This is a genomic window from Piscinibacter sp. PDB5-1 (assembly GCF_056676035.1).
The window spans coordinates 239,016-264,020 of record NZ_JBWVZL010000005.1 but is presented as its reverse complement, the minus strand read 5'-3'; the positions used below and the strand labels follow the sequence as shown (position 1 = coordinate 264,020).

22 protein-coding genes, 1 tRNA gene and 1 riboswitch are annotated in these 25,005 nt (G+C 71.4%); of the genes, 18 read left to right on the top strand and 5 right to left on the bottom strand.

Annotation, left to right across the window (positions count from 1 at the left end):
* Nucleotides 1-27: 27 nt before the first annotated feature.
* The 4 genes from AC1KAT_RS20075 to thiC are packed head-to-tail and all read right to left on the bottom strand — an operon-like array spanning nucleotide 28 to nucleotide 4,170.
* On the bottom strand, nucleotides 28-843 hold the full coding sequence (locus AC1KAT_RS20075) for a thiazole synthase (protein WP_480328765.1): 816 nt from the start codon (nucleotides 841-843) through the stop codon (nucleotides 28-30).
* A 3-nt stretch (nucleotides 844-846) separates the two neighbouring features.
* Complete coding sequence (thiS, locus tag AC1KAT_RS20070) at nucleotides 847-1,068, bottom strand: sulfur carrier protein ThiS (protein ID WP_480328764.1); 222 nt, start codon at nucleotides 1,066-1,068, stop codon at nucleotides 847-849.
* The gene (gene thiO / locus AC1KAT_RS20065) at nucleotides 1,065-2,264 is read right to left on the bottom strand and encodes a glycine oxidase ThiO (protein WP_480328763.1); all 1,200 of its coding nucleotides are present in this window, start codon (nucleotides 2,262-2,264) and stop codon (nucleotides 1,065-1,067) included. Before thiO ends, thiS begins: the two co-directional genes overlap by 4 nt.
* 10 nt (nucleotides 2,265-2,274) lie before the next feature.
* Nucleotides 2,275-4,170: a phosphomethylpyrimidine synthase ThiC gene (gene thiC, locus AC1KAT_RS20060; RefSeq protein WP_480328762.1), complete on the bottom strand. Its 1,896-nt coding sequence runs from the start codon at nucleotides 4,168-4,170 to the stop codon at nucleotides 2,275-2,277.
* 55 nt (nucleotides 4,171-4,225) lie between these two features.
* Nucleotides 4,226-4,339: riboswitch (TPP riboswitch) on the bottom strand.
* 155 nt (nucleotides 4,340-4,494) lie between these two features.
* Here thiC and AC1KAT_RS20055 point away from each other — a divergent pair.
* From AC1KAT_RS20055 to hypE, 11 genes are read left to right on the top strand one after another with little or no spacing between them, the layout of a single operon-like run.
* Nucleotides 4,495-6,297, top strand: coding sequence for an NAD(P)H-dependent oxidoreductase subunit E (locus AC1KAT_RS20055; RefSeq protein WP_480328761.1), 1,803 nt, complete (start codon nucleotides 4,495-4,497; stop codon nucleotides 6,295-6,297).
* A gap of 2 nt (nucleotides 6,298-6,299) precedes the next feature.
* Nucleotides 6,300-7,010, top strand: coding sequence for a 2Fe-2S iron-sulfur cluster-binding protein (locus tag AC1KAT_RS20050; protein ID WP_480328760.1), 711 nt, complete (start codon nucleotides 6,300-6,302; stop codon nucleotides 7,008-7,010).
* Nucleotides 7,003-7,569 carry an NADH-quinone oxidoreductase subunit B family protein gene (locus AC1KAT_RS20045; protein ID WP_480328759.1) on the top strand — a complete coding sequence of 189 codons (567 nt, stop codon included), beginning with the start codon at nucleotides 7,003-7,005 and terminating at the stop codon, nucleotides 7,567-7,569. The genes AC1KAT_RS20050 and AC1KAT_RS20045 overlap by 8 nt, the downstream gene beginning before the upstream one ends.
* Nucleotides 7,569-9,065, top strand: coding sequence for a Ni/Fe hydrogenase subunit alpha (locus tag AC1KAT_RS20040; RefSeq protein WP_480328758.1), 1,497 nt, complete (start codon nucleotides 7,569-7,571; stop codon nucleotides 9,063-9,065). Before AC1KAT_RS20045 ends, AC1KAT_RS20040 begins: the two co-directional genes overlap by 1 nt.
* Nucleotides 9,062-9,538, top strand: coding sequence for a hydrogenase maturation protease (locus AC1KAT_RS20035; protein WP_480328757.1), 477 nt, complete (start codon nucleotides 9,062-9,064; stop codon nucleotides 9,536-9,538). The genes AC1KAT_RS20040 and AC1KAT_RS20035 overlap by 4 nt, the downstream gene beginning before the upstream one ends.
* On the top strand, nucleotides 9,531-9,872 hold the full coding sequence (locus AC1KAT_RS20030; RefSeq protein WP_480328756.1) for a hydrogenase maturation nickel metallochaperone HypA/HybF: 342 nt from the start codon (nucleotides 9,531-9,533) through the stop codon (nucleotides 9,870-9,872). The genes AC1KAT_RS20035 and AC1KAT_RS20030 overlap by 8 nt, the downstream gene beginning before the upstream one ends.
* Nucleotides 9,873-9,877: 5 nt before the next feature.
* Nucleotides 9,878-10,783 (top strand): hydrogenase nickel incorporation protein HypB, encoded by a 906-nt coding sequence (hypB, locus tag AC1KAT_RS20025; protein ID WP_480328755.1) that lies wholly within the window; start codon nucleotides 9,878-9,880, stop codon nucleotides 10,781-10,783.
* On the top strand, nucleotides 10,780-11,952 hold the full coding sequence (locus AC1KAT_RS20020) for a Kae1-like domain-containing protein (RefSeq protein WP_480328754.1): 1,173 nt from the start codon (nucleotides 10,780-10,782) through the stop codon (nucleotides 11,950-11,952). Before hypB ends, AC1KAT_RS20020 begins: the two co-directional genes overlap by 4 nt.
* Nucleotides 11,952-12,197 (top strand): HypC/HybG/HupF family hydrogenase formation chaperone, encoded by a 246-nt coding sequence (locus AC1KAT_RS20015; protein ID WP_480328753.1) that lies wholly within the window; start codon nucleotides 11,952-11,954, stop codon nucleotides 12,195-12,197. Before AC1KAT_RS20020 ends, AC1KAT_RS20015 begins: the two co-directional genes overlap by 1 nt.
* Entirely contained in the window at nucleotides 12,194-13,321 is a 1,128-nt protein-coding gene (hypD, locus tag AC1KAT_RS20010) for a hydrogenase formation protein HypD (protein WP_480328752.1), read from the top strand. The genes AC1KAT_RS20015 and hypD overlap by 4 nt, the downstream gene beginning before the upstream one ends.
* Entirely contained in the window at nucleotides 13,318-14,367 is a 1,050-nt protein-coding gene (hypE, locus tag AC1KAT_RS20005; RefSeq protein ID WP_480328751.1) for a hydrogenase expression/formation protein HypE, read from the top strand. The genes hypD and hypE overlap by 4 nt, the downstream gene beginning before the upstream one ends.
* A gap of 169 nt (nucleotides 14,368-14,536) precedes the next feature.
* Here hypE and metE read toward each other — a convergent pair whose 3' ends face one another.
* Nucleotides 14,537-16,828, bottom strand: a complete 2,292-nt coding sequence (metE, locus tag AC1KAT_RS20000) for a 5-methyltetrahydropteroyltriglutamate--homocysteine S-methyltransferase (protein WP_480328750.1) — start codon at nucleotides 16,826-16,828, stop codon at nucleotides 14,537-14,539.
* A 101-nt stretch (nucleotides 16,829-16,929) separates the two neighbouring features.
* On the opposite strand from metE, the gene AC1KAT_RS19995 reads away from it, so the two are divergent.
* The 7 genes from AC1KAT_RS19995 to AC1KAT_RS19965 all read left to right on the top strand — a co-directional run bounded on the left by AC1KAT_RS19995 (nucleotide 16,930) and on the right by AC1KAT_RS19965 (nucleotide 25,000).
* Nucleotides 16,930-17,847 carry a LysR family transcriptional regulator gene (locus AC1KAT_RS19995; RefSeq protein ID WP_480328749.1) on the top strand — a complete coding sequence of 306 codons (918 nt, stop codon included), beginning with the start codon at nucleotides 16,930-16,932 and terminating at the stop codon, nucleotides 17,845-17,847.
* Between the two features lie 76 nt (nucleotides 17,848-17,923).
* Nucleotides 17,924-19,246 (top strand): 16S rRNA (cytosine(967)-C(5))-methyltransferase RsmB, encoded by a 1,323-nt coding sequence (rsmB, locus tag AC1KAT_RS19990; protein ID WP_480328748.1) that lies wholly within the window; start codon nucleotides 17,924-17,926, stop codon nucleotides 19,244-19,246.
* 12 nt (nucleotides 19,247-19,258) lie between these two features.
* Nucleotides 19,259-19,885, top strand: coding sequence for a DUF4390 domain-containing protein (locus AC1KAT_RS19985; protein WP_480328747.1), 627 nt, complete (start codon nucleotides 19,259-19,261; stop codon nucleotides 19,883-19,885).
* Nucleotides 19,886-19,928: 43 nt separating this feature from the next.
* Nucleotides 19,929-22,226 (top strand): sensor histidine kinase, encoded by a 2,298-nt coding sequence (locus AC1KAT_RS19980; protein WP_480328746.1) that lies wholly within the window; start codon nucleotides 19,929-19,931, stop codon nucleotides 22,224-22,226.
* A gap of 6 nt (nucleotides 22,227-22,232) precedes the next feature.
* Entirely contained in the window at nucleotides 22,233-22,928 is a 696-nt protein-coding gene (locus AC1KAT_RS19975; protein ID WP_480328745.1) for a response regulator, read from the top strand.
* A gap of 55 nt (nucleotides 22,929-22,983) precedes the next feature.
* Nucleotides 22,984-23,059 (top strand) — tRNA-Phe (locus AC1KAT_RS19970).
* A gap of 228 nt (nucleotides 23,060-23,287) precedes the next feature.
* Complete coding sequence (locus AC1KAT_RS19965) at nucleotides 23,288-25,000, top strand: cation:proton antiporter domain-containing protein (protein ID WP_480328744.1); 1,713 nt, start codon at nucleotides 23,288-23,290, stop codon at nucleotides 24,998-25,000.
* The last annotated feature ends 5 nt before the right edge of the window (nucleotides 25,001-25,005 follow it).

Below are 25,005 nucleotides of genomic sequence, written 5' to 3'. Positions count from 1 at the left end.
GGGCCGCGGTGCTTGGTTTCGACCCGCTCACCCGGCCTGGTGCCAGAACGGCACGCCGACCGTCGGCGTCGAGGCCTGGGCGGCGGCCCGTTCGACCATGGGCTGCGCCTCGAACGCCAGGCGGCCGGCCTCGACCGCTTGCGCGAACGCGCGCGCCATGCGCACCGGGTCGCCGGCCTGCGCGACGGCGGTGTTGAGCAGCACGCCGTCGTAGCCCATCTCCATCACCTGCGCGGCGTGCGAGGGGCGGCCGAGGCCGGCATCGACGATCAGCACGGCCTCGGGCAGGCGCGTGCGCAGGGTCTGAAGGGCGTACGGGTTCATCGGCCCACGCCCGGTGCCGATGGGCGCGGCCCAGGGCATGACGGCGGCGCACCCGGCTTCGTGCAGGCGCTGCGCCAGCACCAGGTCGTCGGTAGTGTAGGCGAAGACCTGGAAGCCTTCGCGCACCAGCTCGCGCGCGGCGTCGAGCGTGCCGAAGGGGTCGGGCTGCAGGCTGTAGTCGTCGCCGGTGACTTCGAGCTTGATCCAGGGCGTGCCGAAGATCTCGCGTGCCATGTGCGCGAGCGTGACGGCCTCTTGCGCGCTGTGGCAGCCGGCGGTGTTGGGCAGCACCCGGGCGCCGAGCTGCTGGATGCGCGACCAGAACGACTGGCCCCCGCCCTGCTCGGGTTGCAGCCGCCGCAGGCCGACCGTGAGCACCTGCGTGCCGCTGGCGCGCACGGCCTCGGCGAGGCATTGCGGCGACGGGTAGTGCGCGGTGCCCAGCAGCAGGCGGCTGTGCAGCGCCTGGCCGGCGACCGACCAGGGCGTCGTGGGAATGGTGGTGACGTCGGGGGTCATCGCTCAGCCCCCGGTGACGGGCGCGACCACGTCGATGCGGTCGTTGGGCCGCAGCACCTGGTCGGCCCAGGCGGCGCGCGGCACGAAGCGGCCGTTGACCGCGCAGGCCAGGGCCGCGTCGCGTGCGTAGCCGCGTTGCAGCAGCAGGGCTTCGAGCGTGTCGGCCTGCACCTGCACCGAGGTGCCGTTGAACGAGAGCGGAAAGGCCTCCAGCCGCGCGCTCATGGGGCAACCTCGTCCAGCCGATCCGGCTGCCGGTCGGTCAGGCGCGGGTCGCCCCGCTCGGCGAACAGCGACGCCAGGGCGCCGGCGTCGAGGCGGTCGTGCCGCGGGTCGTCCAGCGTGTCGGGCGGGCCCTCGGGCACCGGGTCGCCGGCGAGTTCGCGCACGAGGCCATCGACCAGGGCCGGGCCGCACAGGTAGCCGTGGCGGTACAGGCCGTTGATCTGCCACACGCCCTGGTGCGTGCGGTAGGCGGGGCGGTGGTCGTCGAAGGCCGGGCGCAGCGCGGCGGCGGTGTGCAGCACGCGCGCTTCGCCGAAGGCCGGGTGCAGGCTGTAGAGCGCGCTCGACAGTTCGAGCACCGAGCGCACCGTGACCGGGCCCCGGTCTTCGGACTCCAGCTCGGTCGCACCCACCACGAAACGCTGGTGCGGGCGCGGCACCACGTAGAGCTGGTAGCGCGGATGCATCAGGCGCACGGGCCGCTGCAGGCGCACGCCGGGGCATTCGACCATCAGCACCTCGCCGCGCACGCCGCGCAGCGGCGGCCAGTCGGTCTTGGCGCCGATGCCGCGCGCGTCGATCACGACGTCGGCCTCGTGCATGCCACGCGCGCCGAGCAGGCGGCGGCCATGCAGCGTGCGCACCTCGAAGCTGGCGTGCCATTCGACGCCCAGGCGGTCGAGCGCGGTGTCGAGCGCACGCAGCAGCTGGTCGTTGGCGATCTGGCCTTCGCCTTCGAGCAGCAGGCCGCGGTTGAAGCGGTCGGCGAGCGCGGGCTCCATCGCACGCACGCCGGGGGCATCGAGCATCCACAGGCGCGTGCGGTAGGCCGGGGGCAGCTTGCGCTGCAGCAGGGCCGTGAACTGGTTCAGGCTCGACGCGTCGCTCGGGTGCGCGATCGCCAGCGTGCCGCTGCGCCGGTAGTAGACGATCTGGCCGCTGTCGGCGCGCAGCTCTTCGAGCCACTGCGGCCACAGCGCCATGCTGCGCAGGCCCAGCTCGAACACCCAGGCATCGGCCGAAGCCTGCTCGGACAGCGGCGCGAGCATGGCCGCCGCAATCGCGCTGGCCGACTGCGCATCCCCGCGCGGGGCGGCGTCGAACACGCTCACGCGCCAGCCCCGGCGGGCCAGGCGCCACGCGGTGAGGCGGCCCGCCAGGCCGCCGCCTGCGATCGCCACGTGTCCACACGTCATCACTGGGCCCTCACAGGTACAGCGCGTTGCCGCGCTCGCGGAACTCACGCGCCTTGTCGTCGAGCGCGTGCTGAAACACCACCGGCTGGGGCGGCGTCTCGGTCGGCGCGGGCCCATGCAGGCGGGCGAATTCGCGCACCTCCTGCGTGATCTTCATCGAGCAGAACTTCGGCCCGCACATCGAGCAGAAGTGCGCGACCTTGGCGTTCTCTTTCGGCAGCGTCTCGTCGTGGTACTTCATCGCGGTGTCGGGGTCGATGGCGAGGCGGAACTGGTCTTCCCAGCGGAATTCGAAGCGCGCCTTGCTGACCGCGTTGTCCCACATCTGCGCCCCCGGAAAGCCCTTGGCCAGGTCGGCCGCGTGCGCGGCGATCTTGTAGGCGATCAGCCCCTGCTTCACGTCGTCGCGGTTGGGCAGGCCCAGGTGCTCTTTCGGCGTCACATAGCAAAGCATCGCCGTGCCGTACCAGCCGATGTTGGCCGCGCCCATGGCCGAGCTGATGTGGTCGTAGCCGGGCGAGATGTCGGTGATCAGCGGGCCCAGTGTGTAGAACGGGGCTTCGAAGCAACTGGTCAGCTGCTTGTCCACGTTTTCTTTCACCAGCTGCAGCGGCACGTGGCCGGGGCCTTCGATCATCACCTGCACGTCGTGCTTCCAGGCCACCTGCGTCAGCTCGCCCAGCGTGTGCAGCTCGGCGAACTGGGCTTCGTCGTTGGCGTCGGCGATCGACCCCGGCCGCAGGCCGTCGCCGAGCGAGAAGGCCACGTCGTAGGCGGCCATCAGTTCGCAGATTTCTTCGAAGTGCGTGTAGAGGAAGTTCTCTTGGTGGTGCGCGAGGCACCACTTGGCCATGATCGAGCCGCCGCGCGAGACGATGCCGGTGAGCCGGTTGGCCGTCAGCGGCACATAGGCCAGGCGCACGCCGGCGTGGATGGTGAAGTAGTCCACCCCCTGCTCGGCCTGCTCGACCAGCGTGTCTCGAAACAGCGGCCAGCTCAGCTCTTCGGCCAGGCCGCCGACCTTCTCCAACGCCTGGTAGATCGGCACCGTGCCGATGGGCACCGGCGAGTTGCGCAGGATCCACTCGCGCGTTTCGTGGATGTTGGCGCCGGTCGAGAGGTCCATCACCGTGTCGGCGCCCCAGCGGATGGCCCACACCAGCTTGTCCACCTCTTCTTCGATGCTCGACGTGACGGCCGAGTTGCCGATGTTGGCGTTGACCTTGACCAGGAAATTGCGGCCGATCGCCATCGGCTCGCTCTCGGGGTGGTTGATGTTGTTCGGGATGATCGCGCGGCCGCGCGCCACCTCGTCGCGCACGAACTCGGGCGTGATGTCGGCCACCAGCGCCGCGCCGAACGAATAGCCGTGCTTGGGCACGCGCTCTTTGGCCAGGCGCTCGCGCAGCTGGGCGCGCACCAGGTTCTCGCGCACGGCGACGAACTCCATCTCGGGCGTGACGAGGCCGCGCCGTGCGTAGTGCATCTGCGTCACGTTGCAGCCGCTGCGCGCGCGGCGCGGCACCGGCTGCGCCGCCATGCGCAGCGCATGCAAATCGGTGTTGGCCAGGCGCTCGCGGCCGTAGGCGCTGCTGATGCCGGCGAGCGCTTCGGTGTCGCCGCGCTCGGCGATCCACGCCGCACGCAGGGCGGGCAGGCCGCGCGTGATGTCGAGCGTGGCGGCCGGGTCGGTGTAAGGCCCCGAGGCGTCGTACACGCGCAGCGGCGGGTTGGGCTCGACCGTGCCGTCGGCATGCTGCGTGTCGGTGAGCGTGATCTCGCGGAAGGGCACGCGCACGTCGGCACGCGCGCCGCTGAGGTGAACCTTGCGCGAGCCGGCGAAGGGCGTGCGGGTGATGCGCGCGGTGAGGGCTTGCGCGTCAACGTGGGAAGGGGGCTTGGCCATGCGGTCTCCGGGAGTGGGCTTGCCTGGGAGACCGGGGCATCCGAGGGTGGATGCACCGAGGCCGAGTGCTGTTTCCTACGCGGGGACGAGCCCGATCAGGTTCAACGGGTTGGGTGCAGTGCACCCTCTCAGCCTTGGTTTGTGGACCTCGGCACCCCGACAAGCGGGCGCGATTCTAGTCAAGGGCCGCGACACGCCCGGGCAAAGCCCCTGTGCGCGGCTTGCGTTCATCGACACCCCGGATTGACGCAGCGCAAGCCGCGGCGCAGCCTGTCGGGTCGAATGCCGCGCACGATGTCTGCTTCGTCCCCACCCTTGCCCGCGATGCTCCACCCCGCACACGCCACCGCCGTGGGCGAGGCCCTGCACCGCCACGGCGCGCGGCGCGAAGCCCTGGTGCAGGTGCTGCGCGAGGTGCAATCAAGCACCCACTGGCTGCCGCGCCCGGTGCTCGCACGCATCGCGCAGGGCGTGGGCCTGAGCCCCGCCGTCGTCGAGGGCGTCGCAAGCTTCTATCGCTTCTTTCACCTGCAACCGGTCGGTCGCACGCACCTCGTGTTCAGCGACAACCTGCCCGAGCGATTGCAAGGCAGCCGCGCGCTGGCCCGCGAGCTGTGCCGCCGGCTCGGCGTGCGGCGCGGCGAGGTGCGGGCCGACGGCCGCGTGAGCGTCGGCCATGCCTCGTGCACCGGCCTGCCCGACCAGGGCCCGGCGCTGCTGGTCAACCAGCACCAGGTGCTCACGCGCCTGACACCCGAGCGCGTGGCGCAGCTCGCCGACCTGGTCGAGGCCGACGTGCCGCCCGCGCAATGGCCCGCCGAATGGCAACGCGTGGACGACCAGGTGCAGCGCGCCGACGTGCTGCTGTCGGCCGCGCCCTTGCAAGGCGAAGCCCTGCGGGCGACCCTGGCGCGCGGGGCCGACGCGGCGCTGGCCGAAGTCACCGCCTCGCGCTTGCGCGGTCGCGGCGGCGCGGGTTTCGACACCGCCACCAAGTGGTTGCTGTGCCGCCAGCACCCCGTGCCCGAAGGCGGCACCCGCGTGGTCGTGTGCAACGCCGACGAGGGCGAGCCCGGCACCTTCAAAGACCGCGTGCTGCTCACGCGCCAGGCCCACACCGTGTTCGAGGGCATGGCGGTCGCGGCGCGGCTGATCGGCGCGCGGCAGGGTTTTCTGTACCTGCGCGGCGAGTACCGCTTCCTGCTCGAAGCGCTTGAAGCCACGCTGCAGGCGCGGCGCGACGCGGGCCTGCTCGGGCACGGCATCGCGGGGGTCGAGGGCTTCGACTTCGACATCGCCATCCACCTCGGCGCGGGGGCCTACGTGTGCGGCGAAGAAAGCGCGCTGATCGAATCGCTCGAAGGCAAGCGCGGCACGCCGCGCATCCGCCCGCCCTTTCCGGTCGAACGCGGCTACCTGGGCCAGCCGACCATCGTCAACAACGTCGAGACCTTCTGCGCCGCCGCCCACATCGCGCAACGGGGTGGCGCGTGGTGGGCTGGCCTCGGCACGCCGCACAGCACCGGCACCAAGCTGCATTCGGTCAGCGGCGACTGCGCCCGGCCCGGCGTCTACGAGTACCCCTTCGGCGTGAGCATCGCGCAGCTGCTGCACGACTGCGGCGCGCAGCGCGCGCAGGCCGTGCAGGTGGGCGGGCCCTCGGGCCTGTGCGTGTCGGCCGACGAGTTCGGGCGCCGGCTCGCGTTCGAAGACCTGCCGACCGCCGGCGCCTTCATGGTGTTCGACGACACACGCGACATGTTCGAGGTGGCGCGCGGCTTCTCGCACTTCTTCGCGCACGAAAGCTGCGGCTTCTGCACGCCCTGCCGCGTGGGCACCGAGCTGATCGTGCGCCGCATGGACAAGCTGGCCCAGGGCCACGGCTCGATGTTCGACGAGGCCGAGCTGCGCGAACTCGAATCGCTGTTGCAAGGCAGCACCCATTGCGGCCTGGGCGCCACCGCCGCGCACCCGCTGCGCGATACGCTGCTGCGCTTTCGGCCTGCCTACGAACGCCGGCTGCAGGCGCCGGGCTTCGTGCCCGGCTTCGACCTCGACGCCGAGCTCGCCCCGGCCCGCCGCGTCACCGGCCGCGACGACGCGCACGCCCACCTGGACCGACGCTGACCATGTCGCACTTCCTGCTCGATGGCGTCGAGATCGCGTTCACCCCCGGCGACACCGTGATGCGCGCCGCCGCCCGCGCCGGCCACGTGCTGCCCCACCTGTGCTGGCGCGACGACCTCGGCGAAAGCGGCGCCTGCCGCGTGTGCACCGTGAAGGTCAACGGCCGCTGGGCGGCGGCCTGCATTACACCGGCCGCCGACGGCGCCGTGGTCGAGAACCGCAACGACGAACTCGACGCCAAACGCCGCATGCTGCTGCAGATGCTGTTCGTCGAAGGCAACCACTTCTGCCCCAGTTGCGAAAAAAGCGGCGACTGCCAGTTGCAGGCCACGGCCTACGCGATGGGCATGACCGACCCGCACTTCGAAGAGTTTTCACCCAACCGGCCGGTGGACGCGAGCCACCCCACGATGTGGCTGGACCTGAACCGCTGCATCCTCTGCAAGCTGTGCGTGCGCGCCAGCCACGAGGTCGATGGCAAGGGCGTGTTCGCCATCGGCGGCCATGGCGTGGGCACGCACCTGCTCGTCAACTCACCCACGGGCCGGCTGGGCGACAGCGCCTTCGAGGCCGGCGACCTGGCGGCCCGCGTGTGCCCGGTCGGGGCGATCCTGCCGAAGCGGCGCGGCTTCGCGGTGCCCATCGGCGAGCGGCGCTTCGACCACGAACCAGCCTGCAGCGGCCCGGCCGCAGCGAAGGACGGCGATGACTGAGCCCGCGCCCCGCAAGCTGCGCGTCGCCACCGTGTCGCTGGCCGGCTGCTTCGGTTGCCACATGTCGATGCTCGACATCGACGAGCGCCTGTTCGAGCTGATCGAGCACGTGCAATTCGACCGCTCGCCGCTCACGGACCTCAAGCACTGCGGTCCTTGCGACATCGGCCTCGTCGAAGGGGGGTTGTGCAACGCGGAGAACGTGCTCGTGCTGCGCGAGTTTCGTGCGCAGTGCCGCCTGCTGGTGGCCGTCGGCGCCTGCGCGATCAACGGCGGGCTGCCGGCGCAGCGCAACGCGCTCGACATCGGCGACATCCTCGGCGAGGTCTACGGTGTGCACGGCGATCCGCGCCCCGGCCTGGCCGCCGGCAGCGCCGTGCCCAACGACCCCGAACTGCCGCTGCCGCTGGCCAAGGTGCACCCGGTGCACGAGGTCGTGCACATCGACCACTTCTTGCCCGGCTGTCCGCCGAGTGCCGACACCTTCTGGGCCTTCTTCACCGACGTGATCGCCGGCCGCACGCCGACGCTTGCGCCTTCGCTGATCCGCTACGACTGATGACTGCTGCTGCCGAACCCACGCTGCGCCGTGTCGCCATCGACCCCGTCTCGCGCGTCGAAGGCCACGGCAAGGTCACGCTGCTGCTCGACGAACACAACCGCGTGCAGCAGGCGCGGCTGCACATCGTCGAGTTCCGCGGCTTCGAGGCCTTCATCGCCGGCCGGCCCTACTGGGAGGTGCCGGTGATGGTGCAGCGACTGTGCGGCATCTGCCCCGTGTCGCACCACCTGGCCGCGAGCAAGGCGCTCGACGTCGCGCTCGGCGTGGTCGCGCAGGTGCCGCCCAGCGCACAGGCCCTGCGCCGCCTGATGCACCACGGGCAGGTGATGCAGTCGCACGCGCTGCACTTCTTTCACCTGTCGTCGCCCGACCTCTTGTTCGGCTTCGACAGCGAGGTGGCCCGCCGCAACATCGTCGGCGTCGCGGCCGCGCACCCCGAGGTGGCGCGCCAGGGCGTGCTCTTGCGCAAGTACGGGCAAGAGGTGATCCGCCTGACCGCCGGCAAGCGCGTGCACGGCACGGGCTCGGTGCCCGGCGGTGTGAACCGCCACCTCACGCGCGACGAACGCGACGGCCTGGCCGCGCAGGTGCCGCAGATGATCGGCTGGTGCGAAGCGGCCGTCGATCTGGTGGCGCAATTGCACGAACAGAACCGCCCGCTGTACGACAGCTTCGGCCGCCTGCACTCGGGCTGGATGTCGTTGGTGCGGCCCGGCGATGGCGCGATGGACCTGTACGACGGCGTGCTGCAGGTGCGCGATGCGCAAGGCCGGGTCATCGTCGATGCGGCCGACCCGCAGCGCTACCTCGACCTCATCGAAGAGGCCGTCGAGCCGTGGACGTACATGAAGTTTCCGTACCTGCGCGCGCTCGGCCGCGAGGCCGGCTGGTACCGCGTCGGCCCGCTGGCGCGGGTGCAGAACTGCACGCACATCCCCACCCCGCGCGCCGAGGCCGCGCGCCAGCGCTTCGTGGCCGGCGGCCCGGTGCAATCGACCCTGGCCTACCACTGGGCCCGCATGGTCGAGATGCTGCATGCGATGGAGGTGATCAGCGAGCTGCTGCACGACGACGCGCTGATCGGCGGCGACCTGGCCGCGACGCTGCCGGTGCACACGGCGGGCCCGCGCGAAGGCGTGGGCGTGCTCGAAGCGCCGCGCGGCACGCTGATCCACCACTACGCGCTCGACGACAACGACCTCGTGCGCTGGTGCAACCTGATCGTCAGCACCACGCACAACAACCACGCGATGAACGAGTCGGTGCGCGCAGTGGCCGACCAGTTCTTCGACGGCCGCGAGTTGAGCGAGGGGCTGCTGAACCACATCGAGGTCGCCATCCGCGCCTACGACCCCTGCCTGAGTTGCGCCACGCACGCGCTGGGCGCGATGCCGCTGCGCGTGGCGCTGGTCGAAGCCGACGGCCGCACCCGCGACGTGGTGCAGCGGCACGGCGACGGCCGCTTCGAACATGTGACGGGGGTGCTGGCATGAAACCCTGGCTCGTGATCGCCGTCGGCAACCCCAGCCGGGGCGACGACGCCCTCGGCCCCACGCTGATCGACCGCCTGCACGCGCACAACCTGCGCGACGTGGAGCTGCTGACCGACTTTCAGCTGCAGGTCGAACACGCGCTCGACCTGCAAGACCGGCGCGGCGTGCTCTTCATCGACGCCGCGCACCCGGGCCGTGCCGACGAGCCCGTGCAGTTGCGCCCGCTGGCGCCCGACGCCGGCCCGCCGGTGGGCAGCCACGCGCTGCGGCCCGAGGCCGTGTTGCAGGTGGCGGGCCGCTTACTGAAGCGGGTGCCGCCCGCGTGGCTGTTGGCCATCGAAGGCGTGTCGTTCGGCCTCGGCGAGGGCCTGAGCGAAGCCGCCCGCCAGCGCCTGGCCGACGCCGAGCAGCGGGCGCTCGCCTGGCTGCACGAACGCCGCAGCGCCCTCACGCACGAGGTGAACCATGCATGAGCTGAGCCTGGCCGGCAGCATCCTCGACATCGTCGAAAGCGCCGCGCGGCGCGAGCGCTTCCAGCGCGTGCACCGGCTGCACCTCAGCGCGCCGGCGCTGTCGGGCGTCGATGCCGAGGCGCTGCGCTTCGCGCTCGAAGCCATCGCCCCCGGCAGCCTGCTCGAAGGCGCGCAGGTGCAGATCGACGAGCCGGCCGTGGCCGCGCGCTGCCTGCACTGCGGCACCGAGTCGGCGGTGAGCGAGCACGGCAGCCTGTGCCCGCAGTGCCAGATGGGCGCGATGCGCGTGTTGCACGACGACGGCTTGCGCGTCGTCGATCTTCAGGTGGAGTGACCCCCATGTGCACCGTGTGCGGCTGCAGCGCCGACCCCTCCGCCGCGGCGAGCGAGCAAACGGCCGACGCCGACCTGCACTACGGCCACGGCGCCGCGCGGGCCTCGGTGCCCGGCCTGAGCGCGACCCGCGTGGTGCAGCTCGAAACCCAGGTGCTGGGCGCGAACCAGCGTTTTGCCGACGCCAACCGGGCGCACTTCGCGGCACACGGCGTGGCGGCGTTCAACCTCGTGTCCAGCCCCGGCGCGGGCAAGACCACGCTGCTGTGCGAAACGCTGCGGGCGCTGCGCGTGCGGGCCCCGCAGCTGCCGCTGGCGGTGATCGAAGGCGACCAGCAGACCGCGCACGACGCCGAGCGCATTCGCGCCTGCGGGGTGCCGGCGGTGCAGATCAACACCGGCCAGGGCTGCCACCTCGACGCGCGCATGGTCGGGCAGGCCTTCGAGCGGCTGCCGCTGCATGCGGCGCACCACGGCCCTGCGCTGCTCTTCGTCGAGAACGTCGGCAACCTCGTGTGCCCGGCGCTGTGGGACCTGGGCGAACGCGCCAAGCTCGTCGTGCTGTCGGTCACCGAGGGCGACGACAAGCCGCTGAAGTACCCCGACATGTTCGCCGCCGCGCGGCTGATGGTGATCCACAAGACCGACCTGCTGCCGCATGTGGACTTCGACATCGCCCGCTGCATCGCCTACGCCCGGCGCGTGAACCCCGGCATCGAGACGCTGCTGGTCTCGTCACGCACCGGCCAGGGCCTCGACGCGTGGCTCGACTGGCTGTGTGAGCCGCTGGGCCTCGTGCTGCCGCCGGTGCCCGAGGGCATGCCGCACGCCGAGCCGTCCGACAACGCACGCCTGCGCCAGCGCATCGCCGAACTCGAAGCGCGGCTCGCGGCAGCGGGGTTGGCACCGTGATCGACCGCCAAAAGCTGCCACATGCGGCGCCCGCGTCAGTGCTCGCCTGCGGGGCCTACCTGAAGAACCGCGTGTGCCGGCTCGACGGCGCGCACGCGCAGTGGTCACCGCTGCACGGCGACCTCGACCAGCCCGACGCGCGCCGGGCCTTGCAGGCCTCGGTGCACGCTGCCTTGCGCCTGCCGGTGCAGGCCCTCGCGCACGACCTGCATGCCGACTTTCCCAGCAGCCAGCTCGCACGCGACGAGGCCGCGCGCTGCGGCGTGCCGGCGTTCGCCGTGCAACACCACCACGCGCACATCGCCGCCGTCGTCGCCGAACGCGGCCTCAGCGGACCGGTGATCGGCCTCGCCCTCGACGGCACCGGGCTCGGCACCGATGGCACGGTGTGGGGCGGCGAGGTGCTGTGGGTCGGCGGCGGGCGGCAGGCCCACCGCTGGCAGCGCCTCGCGCACCTGCCGCCACTCGCGCTGCCCGGCGGCGACGTCGCCGCGCGTGAGCCCTGGCGCATGGCGGCGGCGCTCTTGCACCCGCTCGGCCGGGGCGACGAGATCGTGGTGCGCTTCGCGGCCCACGTCGGCGAGCCCGGTGCCCGCATGGTGGCGACCGCCTTGTCGCGGGGGCTGAATTGCCCGCGCACGACCAGCGCCGGGCGCTGGTTCGACGCCGCCGCCGGCGCGCTGGGCCTGAGCCTGCGACAGCGCGAAGAGGCCGAGGCGGCCATCGCGCTCGAAGCGCTGGCCGCCAGCGCACTCGGCACCGCCACCATCGCCGAAGCCCGCGCCTCGTCCGCATTGCCTGCCACCGACGGGCCGCTGCACACGGCGCTGCCCCGCCTCGTCGCGGCCTTCTTCGACCGGCCACGCGACGACGCCGCGGCGCTCGCGCAAGCCGCGCTCGACTTCCACCTCACGCTGGCCGATGGCCTCGCGCACAGGGCCCGCAGCGCCGCCCTCACGCAGCGCGTGCACGACGTGGTGCTCAACGGCGGCTGCTTCGCCAACCGCCTGCTGCGCGAGCGCCTGACGGCCCAGCTGCAAGGCGCCGGCCTGCGCGTGCACACGGCCGGTGACGCGGGCTGCGGCGACGCCGGCCTCGCGCTCGGGCAGGCCTGGGTCGCGGCCTGCGCGCTGGCGGCCGGTGAACAAGCCATGGAAGGCCCCCGCTGATGTGCCTGGCCCTGCCCGCCCGCATCGTCGAGCGCATCGCGCCCGAATCGGCCTGGGTCGATCTCGACGGGCTGCGCCAGCAGGTGTCGCTGGCCTTCACGCCCGAGGCCGAGGTCGGCGACTACGTGATCGTGCACGTGGGCCACGCGCTCAGCGTGCTCGACCGCGACGAGGCCGAACGCACGCTGGCGCTGTGGGCCGGGTTGCAAGACGCGCCACCGACCCCGGGGCCCGACACGCCATGAAGTACGTCGATGAATTTCGCGACCAGGCGCTCGCGCGCCGCCTCGCTGCGGCCATCGCGGCCGAGGTGCAGCCGGGGCGGCGCTACCGCTTCATGGAGTTCTGCGGCGGCCACACCCACGCCATCGCACGGCACGGCGTGCCGGACCTGCTGCCGCGCGAGGTCGAGTTGATCCACGGCCCGGGCTGCCCGGTCTGCGTGCTGCCCATCGGGCGCATCGACGCGGCCATTCGCCTCGCGCTCGACCACGACGTGACGCTGTGCAGCTATGGCGACGTGCTGCGCGTGCCGGCAAGCGACGGCCTCACGCTGCAGCGCGCCAAGGCGCGGGGCGCCGACGTGCGCATGGTGCTGAGCGCCGCCGACGCGCTGCGCCTCGCGCGCGAGCAGCCCGGGCGCGAGGTGGTGTTCTTCGCCATCGGCTTCGAGACCACCACGCCGCCCACCGCGCTGGCGCTGTTGCAGGCCGAGCGCGAAGGCCTGCGCAACTTCAGCGTGGTCTGCAACCACGTGCTCACGCCGCCGGCGATGCAGCACCTGCTGAGCACCGACGAGGCCGTGCCGCTCGACGGCTTCATCGGCCCCGCGCACGTCAGCATCGTGATCGGCCACACGCCTTACGAGCCCTTCGCGCGCCGGCACGGCAAGCCGGTGGTCATCGCCGGCTTCGAGCCGCTCGACGTGATGCAGTCGGTGTGGATGCTGGTGCGCCAGGTCAACGCCGGCCGCGCCGAGGTCGAGAACCAGTTCACCCGCGCCGTGCGGCGCGAAGGCAACGCCGTGGCGCAGGCGGCGATGGCCGAGGTGTTCGAGCTGCGCGAGGCCTTCGAGTGGCGCGGCCTGGGCACGCTGCCCGCGAGCGCCCTGCAACTGCGCGAACGCTTCGCGGCCTTCGACGCCGAGCGCCGCTTTGCCATGCCGCACCGCGCGGTGCCCGACCACCCGCAGTGCGCCTGCGGCGCCATCTTGCGCGGCCAGCAGCAGCCCGCCAATTGCAAGCTGTTCGCCACCGTGTGCACGCCCGAACACCCGCTGGGTTCGTGCATGGTGTCGAGCGAAGGGGCCTGCGCGGCGCATTACCGCTATGGCCGCACGCCCTGGGCCGTGTCGCCCCCCACGCCATGAAGAAGCCCTACATCGCCCGGCTCGACTTCGACACCGGCCGCATCGAGATGGCCCACGGCGCCGGCGGCCGCGCCACCGCACAGCTGGTCGAAGCGCTGTTCGCGCCGGCCTTCGACAACCCCGCGCTGCGCGAGGGCGACGACGCGGCGGTGGTGGACCTCCCGCCCGGCCACCGCCTGGTGGTGGCGACCGACGCACACGTGATCTCGCCGCTGTTCTTTCCGGGCGGCGACATCGGAGCGCTGGCCGTGCACGGCACCGTCAACGACGTGGCGATGAAGGGCGCCGTGCCGCTGTACCTGAGCGCGAGCTTCGTGCTCGAAGAGGGCCTGCCGCTGGCCGACCTGCAACGTGTGGTCACGTCGATGGCCGCCGCCTCGCGCGAGGCCGGCGTGCCCATCGTCTGCGGTGACACCAAGGTGGTCGAACGCGGCAAGGGCGACGGCATCTTCATCAGCACCACCGGCCTCGGCGCGCTGCCCGAGGGCCGGCACCTCGGCGGCGCGCGGGCCCGGCCGGGCGACGTGCTGCTGATCAGCGGCACGCTGGGCGACCACGGCATCGCGGTGCTGGGTGCGCGCGAAGCGCTGGGCTTCGAGCCGCCGGTCGTGTCGGACAGCGCCGCGCTGCACGGCCTGGTCGCGCAGTTGCTGGCCGGCCTGCCCGAGGGCGCGGTGCACACGCTGCGCGACCCGACACGCGGTGGCCTGGCCACCGCGCTGAACGAGATCGCCTGGCAGGCGGGCGTGGGCATGCGGCTCGACGACGCGGCCGTGCCCGTGCGGCCACAGGTCGCCGCCGCCTGCGAGTGGCTGGGGCTCGACCCGCTGTACCTCGCCAACGAAGGCAAGTGCCTGGTGGTGTGCGCGGCCGAGCACGCCGAGGCCGCGCTGGCCCTGCTGCGCGCGCACCCGCGGGGCCGCGAGGCCGCACGCATCGGCCAGGTGGTCGATGACCCGCAGCGCTTCGTGCTGGCGCGCACGCCCTTCGGCGGCCAGCGCGTGCTCGACTGGCTGAGCGGCGACCCGCTGCCGCGCATCTGCTGAGCGGCGCTCAGAAGGTGTGAATGAATCGGGCGTGGTCGAGCAGACTGCGCCCAGGTGGCGAATCAAGGCGCAAAGCACAGCCGTAGCTCGGGCTACGGCGCGCATTTGCAACGCAGAGTCGCCGCCTGGGGGCGGGATGAGCGGCCATGTTCGATTTGTTCAGACCTTCTCAGCCCGGCGCCACCGCCTCGCGCAGCGCCTGCGCGGCCTTCACCATCTGCGCCAGCGCGGCGCGGGTTTCGTCCCAGCCGCGTGTCTTCAAGCCGCAGTCGGGGTTGACCCACAGGCGGTCGTCGGGAATGACCTCGCGCGCCTTGTGCAGCAGCGCCAGCATCTCGGCCGCGTCGGGCACGCGCGGCGAGTGGATGTCGTACACGCCCGGGCCGATCTCGTTCGGGTACGCGAACTCGCCGAAGCCGCGCAGCAGCTCCATGCGCGAGCGCGAGGTCTCGATGGTGATGACGTCGGCGTCCATCGCCGCAATCGACGGCAGGATGTCGTTGAACTCGGAATAGCACATGTGCGTGTGGATCTGCGTGTCGTCGCGCACGCCGCTCGCGCTGATGCGAAACGCGCGCGCGGCCCAATCGAGGTAGGCGGCCCAGTCGGCGCGGCGCAGCGGCAGTCCCTCGCGGAAGGCCGGCTCGTCGATCTGCACGATGGCGATGCCGGCGGCTTCGAGGTCGGTGACTTCGTCGCGCAGCGCGAGGGCCAGTTGCAGCGCCACCTGCTCGCGCGGCAGGTCGTCGCGCACGAACGACCACTGCAGCATCGTCACCGGGCCGGTCAGCATGCCTTTCATCCAGCGCGGCGTGAGCGACTGGGCGTGCGCCGTCCAATCGACCGTCATCGGCGCGGGGCGCGACACGTCGCCGAAGATGATCGGCGGCTTCACGCAGCGCGAGCCGTAGCTCTGCACCCAGCCGTGTTCGGTGAAGGCGTAGCCGCTCAACTGCTCGCCGAAGTATTCGACCATGTCGTTGCGCTCGGCTTCGCCGTGCACCAGCACGTCCAGGCCCAGCGCCTCTTGCTCGCGCACGGCCTGTTCGATGGCGCTGAGCATGTGGCGGCGGTAGGCCGCGTCGTCGAGGTCGCCGCGTTTGTGGCGGGCGCGCGCCACGCGAATTTCGCTGGTCTGCGGAAACGAGCCGATGGTCGTGGTCGGGAAGGCCGGCAGCCGCAGCCGCTCGCGCTGCACGCGGGCCCGTTGCGCATAGGGCTGGGGCCGCGTGCCATCGGCCGGCGTGAGCGCCGCGACGCGCGCACGCACCGCCGCCTGCTGCACCACCGGGTGGTTGCGGCGCGCGTGCTGGGCGGCGTCGCTCTCGGCCAGCACCTCGGCCACGGCGGCTTCGCCGTCTTGCACCGCGCGGCGCAGCACGCCCAGCTCGTCGAGCTTTTGCTGCGCGAACGCGAGCCAGCGCTTGACCTGCGGGTCGAGCTGGCGCTCTTGGGCCAGGTCCACCGGGCAATGCAGCAACGAGCAGCTCGGCGCGAGCCACAGCTGCTCGCCGAAAGCCGCGTGCAGGGGGCGCAGCTGCGCCAGCGCCTGGCGCAGGTCGGTGCGCCACACGTTGCGGCCGTCGATCACCCCGGCCGACAGCACGCGGTCGCGCGGCCAGTGGGCGAGCGCGGCCTCGGCCTGCTGCGGCGCGCGCACCAGGTCGAGGTGCAGGCCGTGGATCGGCAGGCGTGCCAGCAGCGGCAGGTGCTCGGCCACCGACTCGAAGTAGGTCGCCAGCAGGCGCTTGATGTGCGGCGTGGCCAGCGCGCGGTAGGCTGGCTCGATGGCATCGAGCCAGGCCGGCGGCAGGTCGAGTGCGAGCACGGGTTCGTCGATCTGCACCCAGCCGACGGCGCGCTCTTCGAGCGCCAGCAGCAGCTCGCGGTAGACGGCCACCAGGCGCGGCAGCAGCGCGAGCTTGGCCTCGGCCTCGTCGGCCCCTGCCGGCAGGCCGGGCATCTTCGACAGCCACAGGAAGCTCAGCGGCCCGATCAGCACCGGCTTCGGCGTGAAGCCCCAGTGCTGCACCTCGCGCACCGCGTCGAGCAGCGGCTCGGCGTGCAGGCTGAAGGGCTGGTCGGCGCGCAGCTCGGGCACGAGGTAGTGGTAGTTGGTGTCGAACCACTTGGTCATTTCCATCGCGCCCTGCGTGGCGCTGCCGCGTGCGAAGGCGAAGTAGTCGCCGGGGGACACCGCACCCGGCGCCACGCCGAAGCGCTGCGGCAGCGCGCCGAACATCAGCGTGTGGTCGAGCATCGCGTCGTAGAGCGAGAAGTCGCCGCAGGTGGCGAAGTCGAGCCCGGCGTGGCGCTGGGCGAGCCAGTGGCGCCCGCGCAGGTCTTGCGCGATCTGCGGCAGCACGTCGGGCTGCGACTCGCCGCGCCAGTGCCGCTCGAGCGCGAACTTCAGTTCACGTTGCGCGCCGACGCGCGGGTAGCCGAGGGTGTGGATCTTCATGGTCGCTGCGCCTGGGAGGTGAAAGGAGCGCGATTCTGGAAAGCCCACCCTTATGATTCAAGCGAAAGAATTTCATCAGTGACTTGAATCACGCTCATACCATGCCCACACCCCTCGAATTGCGCCACCTGCGCACGCTGGCCGTCTTGCAAGACGCGACCAGCCTGAGCGCCGCCGCCGAGCGCCTGCACCTCACGCAGTCGGCGCTGTCGCACCAGCTGAAGCTGCTCGAAGGCATCTACGGCCTGCCGCTGCTGGAGCGGCGCACGCAGCCGGTTCGCCTGACGCCCGCCGGGCTGCGCCTGGCGCAACTGGGCGAGCAGGTCACCGCCGCCGTGCAGGCGGCTGAGCGCGAGCTGGCCAACATGGCCGGCGGCAGCGTGGGGCCGTTGCGCATCGCGGTCGAATGCCACACGTGCTTCGACTGGCTGATGCCGGCGATGGACGCGTTTCGCCCGCACTGGCCCGAGGTCGAGCTCGACATCGTCTCGGGCTTCCATGCCGACCCGGTGGGGCTGGTGGTGAGCGACCGCGCCGAGCTGGCGATCACCTCCGAGCCCGACGAGAGCGCCGGCATCGAGTTCACCCCGCTCTTCCAGTACCCGATGCTCGCGGTGATGGCCAACGAGCACCGGCTCGTCGCCCGCACGCACCTCACGCCGCGCGACTTTGCCGGCGAGACGCTGATCACCTACCCGGTGCCCGACGCGCTGCTCGACATCATGAAAGTGCTGGGCCCGGCCGGCGTGAACCCGGCGCGGCGCACCTCGGAGCTGACGGTGGCGATCTTGCAGTTGGTCGCCAGCCGGCGCGGCCTTGCCGTGCTGCCGAGCTGGACGCTGCAGCCGTATGTCGAACGCGGCTACGTGACGACGCGGCCGGTCGGCAAGAAGGGTCTGACGTCGCGGCTGTACGCGGCCGGCAAGAGCGGGCTCTCGCAGCGGGCCTACGTGCAGGCCTTCATCGAGACCTTGCGTGACCGGAGCTTCCAGATGCTGCCGGGGATTGCGCGTTTGTGATGCGCCTTGGCGGTGAAAAAACCGCGCACCAGCACCGGCGCCCCCAACACCCCCGCCCCGTAGACTCCGCCCCCTCATGTCGTCACTCCCGCTCGCCCACCTGCTGACCCACACCGCCGAGGCCTTGCAGGCCGTGCGCGCGGGTCAATCGCTCAACGACGCGCTGGCGCGTTGCCCGGCCGAGGCGCGGCCCGGCACGCAGGCGCTGGTCTTCCAGGTGCTGCGCAAGCTGGGCACGGCGCAGGCCGCGCGGCAGTGGCTGGCGCCCAAGGCGCCGCCGGTGGCGGTCGATGCGCTGCTCACGTCGGCGCTGGCGCTGCTGTGGCCCGACGACCAGGCCCTGGGCACGGCCTACTCGCCGTTCACGCTGGTCAACGAGGCGGTCAAGGCCGTCAAGAAGCAGGCCCCGAACAGCGCCGCCTTCGTCAACGCGGTGCTGCGGCGCTTCTTGCGCGAGCAGGCGGCGATCGTCGCGGCGGTCGAGTCCGACGAGCTCGCGGCCTTCAACCACCCGCGCTGGTGGATCGACCGGCTGCGCGCCGACTGGCCCGAGCACTGGCAGGCCATCCTGCACGCCAACAACCAGCGCGCGCCGATGACGCTGCGCACGAACGCGCGGCGCACCACGCCCGCCGCCTATGTGCAGCGGCTGGCCGAGGCCGGGCTCGAGGCCCACGTGAGCGGCCCGCAGGCGGTCACGCTGCACACGCCGGCGCCGGTGACGCAACTGCCGGGCTTCGCCGAGGGCGAGGTGTCGGTGCAAGACGCCGCCGCGCAGCTGGCGGCGCCGCTGCTGATCGGCAACGGTTTGCCGGCCGGCGCCCGCGTGCTCGACGCCTGCGCCGCGCCCGGCGGCAAGACCGCGCACCTGCTGGAACTCGCCGCGCTCGACGTGACCGCGCTCGACAGCGACCCGCAGCGCCTGGCGCGCGTGAACGACACGCTGGGCCGGCTGGGCCTGTCGGCGCGCACGGTCGCGGCCGACGCGGGGGCACCCGACAGCTGGTGGGACGGCCAGCCCTTCGACGCCATCCTGCTCGACGCCCCGTGCAGCGCCTCGGGCATCGTGCGCCGCCACCCCGACATCCGCTGGCTGCGCCGCGCCAGCGACATCGCCGCACTCGCCGCCACCCAGGCGCGGCTGCTCGACGCGCTGTGGCCGCTGCTGAAACCCGGCGGGCGGCTGCTGTTCTGCACCTGTTCGGTCTTCAAGGCCGAGGGGCAGGACGCCATCGACGCTTTTTTGCAACGCCAGCCGCAGGCGGCGCGGGCATCCATGCCGGCTTCCCCGGGGCATTTGCTCCCGCTCCCCGACAATTCCCAGCCAGGTGCGGCGCCCAGTTCCGGTGCGCCCGCCGATGGCTTTTTTTACGCGCTGCTGGCCAAAGCGTCCGCCTGAACCCACCGAACCGTGTCGTGTCCCCCTCGGCTTCTTCTGCCGCTCATCCGCCCGGCCTGGCCCGGCTCGGCGCCGGCACGGCCTGGGGGCGGGCTGGGGCGCGTGCTGTGGGCCTGCCTGTGGGTGCTGCTGGTGTGGTGCGGGCCGCTCGCCCCGGCGCGGGCGCAGGGCGTCGATCTGCCGACCTTCGTGCTCACGCGCAATGACGAAGGCCTGGCACTGAGCTTTCACGCGCGCTTTGAGCTGCCCAAGGGCGTCGAAGACGCACTGCACAAGGGCGTGCCGCTGTTCTTCGTCGCGCAGGCCGAGGTCTTCAGCCCGCGCTGGTACTGGCGCGACCGGCGCGTCAGTTCGGTGCAGCGCACCTGGCGGCTCGCGTACCAGCCGCTGACGCGCCAGTACCGCGTCACCTTCGGCGGCATCAACCAGCACCACGCCAGCCTCGACGACGCGCTGGCCTCGCTCAGCCGTGTGGTGAACTGGAAGCTGGCCGACCCGTCTCAGCTGGACGATGGCCGCCACTACGTCGAGTTCAGCTATGAGCTGGACACCACCCAGATGCCACGCCCGCTGCAGATCGGCATCGGCGGCCTGTCGGACTGGACCTTGCGCGCCACGCGCGCGCAGCGCCTGCCTTGACGGCTGACGCCTCCGCCATCGCCGCGCCGCGCACCAAGCTGCCATGACCAAGGCGACACGCTGGGCCTGGATCATCTCGCTCGTCGCCACGCTGGGCGTGGCGCTGGTGTTGGTCTTCCTGCTTTCGCTGGCCACCAACAGCCGCGGCTTGTACGAGCGCCACTACGAGTGGCTGTTCTGGGTCAACGCGGTCGTCGCGGGCCTGCTGGTGCTGGTGATCGGCATCGCGTCGGTGCGGCTGCTGCTGCGCGTGTGGCGCGGCAAGTTCGGCTCGAAGCTGCTGCTGCGGCTGGCGGCGATCTTCGCCTTCGTGGGCGTGCTGCCGGGCCTGCTGATCTACACCGTGTCGTACCAGTTCGTCTCGCGCAGCATCGAGACCTGGTTCGACGCCCGGGTCGAAGGCGCGCTCGACGCCGGCCTGGCGCTCGGGCGCGGCACGCTCGATGCGCGCGTCAGCGAACTCGCCGCCAAGACCCGTGTCGCCGCCGAGCAGCTGAGCGACGATGGCCCGCATGTGTCGCCGCTGACGCTCGAACGCTTGCGCGAGCAGCTGTCGGCGCAAGACGTGGCCCTGCTCGGCCCTGGCGGCCAGGTGCTGGGCATGGCGACCAACCGCCTCGGCGCCGTGCCGCCCGAGCGCCCCAGCACGATGCAGCTGCGCCAGTTGCGGCTTGCACGCGTGCAAGCGCAGCTCGAAGGGCTCGATGAAGACAGCGTGGCCGCCTCGGGCACGGCACGCATCCGCGCACTGGCCTACGTGCCCAGCAGCAGCCTGCAGTTGAGCGATTCGCCCGAGCGCTTCTTGATGGTGAGCCAGCCGCTGCCGCCCGAGCTGGTGGCCAACGCGCTGGCGGTGCAGGCGGCCTACCGCGAGTACCAGCAGCGCGAGCTGGCGCGCGACGGCTTCCGACGCATGTACATCGGCACGCTGACACTCGCGCTCATCCTGTCGGTGTTCGGCTCGCTGCTGCTGGCGGTGACGCTGGGCAACCAGCTCGCGCGGCCGCTGCTGGTGCTGGCCGAGGGCGTGAAGCAGGTGGCGCAGGGCGACCTGACGCGCAAGGAGGTGTTCGCCTCGCGCGACGAGCTGGGCGGCCTGACGCGTTCGTTCGCCGACATGACCGAGCAGCTGTCCGAAGCGCGCTCGCTCGTGCAGCGCAGTCTGGCGCAGCGCGAGGCGGCGCGCACCAACCTGCAGACCATCCTCGACAACCTGACCACCGGCGTGATCGTGTTCGACCGCGAAGGCCGCATCGACACCGTGAACCCCGGCGCCACGCGCATCCTGAAGGTGCCGGTCACGGCCTACCGGGGCCGGCCGCTGTCCGACGTGCCGGGCCTGGGCGACTTCGCCAGCGCCGTGCAGCAGCGCTTCGAACTGCACCGCGCCAGTCCCGAAGCCGGCGAGCGCGACCACTGGCAAGACGCGTTCGAGCTGCAGGCCACCAACGTCAGCGGCCGCGAGCTCGACCGCGTGACGCTGCTCGTGCGCGGCGCCGCCATGCCGCACGACGCGCGCCTGATGGTGTTCGACGACATCACCGAGGTCGTCTCGGCGCAGCGCGCCGAAGCCTGGGCCGAGGTCGCGCGCCGCCTTGCGCACGAAATCAAGAACCCGCTGACGCCCATCCAGCTGTCGGCCGAACGCCTGCAGCACAAGCTCGAAGCCAAGCTCGAAGGCAGCGACCAGGCCATGCTCGCGCGCGCGGTCGGCACCATCGTCACGCAGGTGCAGGCGATGAAGACACTGGTCAACGAGTTCCGCGACTACGCGCGCCTGCCAGCCGCCAAGCCGGTGCGGCTCGACCTCAACGCGGTGGTGGCCGAGGTGCTGGCGCTCTATGCGCACGAGCACGAGGCCGGGCGCCTGCACAACGAGCCGGGCCAGGGGCTGCCGGCCATCGTCGGCGACCCGAGCCAGATCCGCCAGGTCATCCACAACCTCGTGCAGAACGCGCTGCAGGCGATCGCCGGCCAGGCCAACGGCGAGGTCACGCTGCGCACCGGTGTCGCACGCAACGAGCAGGGCGACATCCGCGCGGTGCGGCTGCAGGTCATCGACAACGGGCCGGGCTTTTCAGACAAGGTGCTCAAGCGCGCCTTCGAGCCCTACGTGACCACCAAGAGCAAGGGCACGGGCCTGGGCCTCGCGGTGGTCAAGAAGATCGCCGACGAGCACGGCGCGCGCGTACGCATTGCGAACCTCCCCGACCCAGGTGGCGAGGGCGTAAGCGGCGCGCAAGTTTCGCTATCATTTTCAAGATTCGCGCCGGCCGACGGCGCGCCCGCCGTCGTGGGACCCGTCGGGGGATCGGAATCCACCGAAACACGGACGCATTGAGGGTTCATGGCCACCATTCTTGTAGTTGACGACGAACTGGGCATCCGCGCCCTGCTGTCCGAAATCCTGACCGACGAAGGCCACAGCGTGGAGCTGGCCGAAAACGCCGCCCAGGCCCGCGCCTTGCGCGAACGCGTGCGCCCCGACCTCGTGTTGCTCGACATCTGGATGCCCGACGTGGACGGCATCACGCTGCTGAAGGAATGGAGCACCGGGCAGCAGCTCACGATGCCCGTGATCATGATGTCCGGCCACGGCACCATCGACACCGCCGTCGAAGCCACCAAGGTCGGCGCGATGGCCTTTCTCGAAAAACCCATCACCTTGCAAAAACTGCTGCGTGCCGTCGAACAAGGGCTCGCCAAGCCCAGCGCCCCGCCGGCCGCGCCGGCCAACGGCCTGTCGCGCAACGACCTGATGCCACACCACCTGGGGGGGTCCGAAGGCGGCCTCAGCAGCCTGATGATCCCCAGCACGCCGATGCAGATCGGCCCGCAGGCCGAACAGAGCTTCGGCCTCGACCGCCCGCTGCGCGAAGCACGCGACGCGTTCGAGAAGAGCTACTTCGAATTCCACCTCGCCAAAGAGAACGGCAGCATGACGCGCGTGGCCGAGAAGACCGGCCTCGAACGCACGCACCTGTACCGCAAGCTCAAGCAGCTCGGGGTCGATTTGTCGCGCAACAAGCGCGGTAGCCTCTGACGCTTCCGAGGCCCGCCAAACCGCTGCTATACTCGCGGGCTCGTTTTCGAGATTTGGCCAAGTAGCTCAGTTGGTAGAGCAGCGGATTGAAAATCCGCGTGTCGGTGGTTCGATTCCGCCCTTGGCCACCAAACACCCTGCCCCTTGCACCACGCAAGCATGGCAAACCGAAGGGCCCCACGCGGGGCCCTTTGTTTTTTCCGACTCCCGTGCCCGCCGGCCCGCGCCGGTTTTTTGTGCCGCAGCGCTTCTATTTGGGGAACGCGGCCGGCATGGCGAAGTCATGATGGCAGTCCCGACCGGACCTGGCAGGTTGCGCCGGGCCGCTGCACCCACAACAACCGCCGGAGGAGCGCCTCGTGCCCCATGACGTCAGCCTGATCGCCACCATCGCTGCGGGCTTCGGTCTGTCGCTGATATTCGGCTTCGTGGCCGCACGGTTGAAGATGCCGCCGCTGGTGGGCTACCTGGTGGCGGGCATCGTGATCAGCCCGGCGACCCCCGGTTTCGCCGCCGACGTGGGCCTGGCGAGCCAGCTCGCCGAGATCGGCGTGATGCTGCTGATGTTCGGCGTGGGCCTGCATTTCTCGCTCGACGACTTGATGGCCGTGAAGCGCATCGCGGTGCCGGGGGCCATCGTGCAGATCCTCGCGGCGGTGCTGATGGGCATGGGCGTGGCCGCGATGTGGGGCTGGGACATCGGCGCCTCGCTGGTGTTCGGCCTGTGCCTGTCGGTGGCCAGCACGGTGGTGCTGCTGCGGGCGCTCGAAGCCAAGGGCTTGCTCAAATCGATCAACGGGCAGATCGCGGTGGGCTGGCTGGTCGTCGAAGACCTGGTGATGGTGCTGGTGCTCGTGCTGCTGCCGGCACTGGCCGGTGTGCTCTCGTCGCTGGGCGGCGCCACGCCGGTCGAAGCCGGGCCGGATGCGGCCGATATCTGGCGCACCGTGGGCGTCACGCTGGCGAAGGTCGGCGCCTTCATCGTGCTGATGCTGGTGGTCGGGCGGCGCGTGCTGCCCAAGCTCTTGTGGTGGGTGGCGCGCACGGGTTCGCAAGAGCTGTTCACGCTGAGCGTGGTGGCGGTGGCCGTGGGCGTGGCCTTCGGCGCGGCGAAGCTGTTCGACGTGTCGTTCGCGCTGGGGGCATTTTTCGCCGGGATGATGATGCGCGAGTCGGAGTTCAGCCACCGCGCGGCCGACGAATCGCTGCCGCTGCGCGACGCCTTCGCGGTGCTGTTCTTCGTGTCGGTGGGCATGCTGTTCGACCCGTCGGTGATCTGGACGCAGCCGGTCAAGTTGCTGGCGGTGGTGGCGATCATCATGGTCGGCAAGACGCTCGCGGCGGTGGGGCTGGTGCTGCTGTTCCGCTACCCGCTCAACACGGCGCTGACAGTGGGCGCGAGCCTGGCGCAGATCGGCGAGTTCTCGTTCATCCTCGCGGGCCTGGGTGTGGCGCTCAAGCTGATGCCGGTCGAAGCGCAAAGCCTGGTGCTGGCCGGGGCGCTGATCTCGATCGCGGCCAACTCGGCCGTCTTTGCGGCCATCGAGCCTTTGCAGCGCTGGATCCGCAACCGCTCGGCCATCGCCCGCCGGCTCGACCAGCGCGACGACCCGCTGGCGCAACTGCCCGACACCACCGACCCCTCGCTGCTGACCGGCCATGTGGTGCTGGTCGGATATGGCCGCGTGGGCAAGCGCATCGCGCAGTCGCTGCGCGACGGCCAGGTGCCCTTCGTGGTGGCCGACGAGAACCGCGAGGCCATCGACGCCTTGCGCCAGCAGGGACAGGCGGCCGTGTCGGGCGATGCGGCAACGCCCGAGGTGCTGATCCAGGCGCACATCGCACGGGCACGCATGCTGGTGATCGCCATTCCCGACACGGTGAACGTGCGCAAGATGGTCGAGATCGGCAAGACGCTGAACCCCACGCTGTCGGTGGTGCTGCGCACGCACAACGAGGAAGAGGCCGATCTGCTGGCTCAGGAAAGCCTGGGGACGGTCTTTTTGGGTGAGAACGAACTGGCGCGTGGCATGGCCACGCATGTGCTCACGCAGATGGGTACGAAGCCCTGAGGCGG